The sequence below is a fragment of the Mycobacterium sp. 94-17 genome, from assembly GCF_035617725.1.
Lineage (GTDB): Bacteria > Actinomycetota > Actinomycetes > Mycobacteriales > Mycobacteriaceae > Mycobacterium.
Genome location: NZ_JAPIYN010000057.1, coordinates 1 through 1706, shown reverse-complemented (window position 1 = coordinate 1706; position 1706 = coordinate 1). Strand labels below are relative to the sequence as shown.

Below are 1706 nucleotides of genomic sequence, written 5' to 3'. Positions count from 1 at the left end.
CCCGCCGAGTTCGAAGAAGGAGTCTTCGGTGCCGACTTGGTCGAGTCCCAGGACCTGGGCGTAAATCCCGGCCAGGACTTCTTCGACCGCACTGGTCGGCGCCCGATAATTGCCGCCATCACGATAATCCGGCGCCGGCAACGCCCGCTTGTCCAATTTGCCGTTCACCGTCAACGGCAACGCCTCGATCACCACCACCGCCGCGGGCACCATATACCCCGGCAACCGCTCCGCCAACGCCGCACGCACCCCGACCGGATCCGCCGTCCCGGTCACATACCCCACCAACCGCTTATCCCCCGGCCGATCCTCCCGCGCCACCACCACCGCCTGCTCCACACCCTCCAAACCGGCCAACGCCGCACTCACCTGACCCAACTCAATCCGGAACCCACGAATCTTCACCTGCTCATCCGCACGCCCCACATACACCAACTGCCCATCAACACCCCACGACACCAAATCCCCCGTCCGATACATCCGCACCCCCGGCCCCCCAAACGGACACGCCACAAACCGCGAAGACGTCAACCCCGCCCGCCGCCAATACCCACACGCCACCATCGGACCCGCCACATACAACTCACCCACCACCCCCACCGGCACCCGACGCAACCACTTATCCAACACAAACAACACCGCACCCGACACCGCCGACCCAATCGGCGCCGCCCCCGACCCCACCACCACCGGATAACCCAACGTCACATCCACCGTCGTCTCCGTCGGCCCATACTCATTGACCAACCGCGCCACCGCCCCATACCGATCCACAATCTCCGCCGTACACACCTCACCACCAGTCACCAACGTCAACCCCGCCAACTCCTCAGCCGGCAACGCCGCCAACGTGCTCGGCGTGAACTTCGCATGCGACACCCGATCACGCGCCAGCAACTCCAGCAGCTCCTGACCCGGCAACACCTCATCCCCACACGGAATCACCGCAGCCGCCCCACTAAGCAACGCCCACCACATATTCCCGACCGACATATCAAAGATCAACGGCGCAAACTGCAACACCCGACTCTGCTCGGTAATCCCCAACCGCTGCACATGACTGGCCACCAAACCCGCAATCCCGGTATGCGTCACCGCCACCCCCTTCGGAGTGCCAGTCGTCCCCGACGTATAGATCAAATACGCCACACTCTCCGCCGCCACCACCGGCAACGACACCCCCCCACCAGCCACCACACCCGGATCCTCCACCTCAACCACCCACAACCCCAACCCCTCCAAACGCCGCCCCAACCCCCGCGTCACCACCGCACCCACCGGCAACGCATCACCCACAATGAACGCAATCGAGGCATCCGGATGATCCGGATCCAACGGCACATACGCCGCCCCCGACTTCAACACCCCCAAAATCCCCACAAACGCCTCCGCCGAACGCTCACACAACAACGCCACCACATCACCCACACCCACCCCACGACCCACCAACACCCGCGCCAACCGATCCGACGCCTCATCCACCTCCCCATACGTCCACGACCGCCCCCCACACACCAACGCCACCCCCAACGGCGTCCGCGCCACCTGCCCCGCCCACAACCCCGGCACCGACACCAACACCGACGACTCACCCAACACCGCAACCTGACCAAACTCATCCAACCGCGCCACCTCACCCCCATCCAGCACACCCACCGACGACAACCGCCGACCCGGATCCCCCACCATCGCCTGCAAAATCCGCT

Annotated in this window: 1 protein-coding gene; it reads right to left on the bottom strand. The window is 64.8% G+C overall.

Features of this window, described 5'->3' with window-relative positions; translation table 11 throughout:
• Nucleotides 1–1706, bottom strand: a 1706-nt coding sequence (locus tag OQ789_RS25580; RefSeq protein ID WP_324689185.1) for an amino acid adenylation domain-containing protein, incomplete at both ends; no start/stop codon positions are given.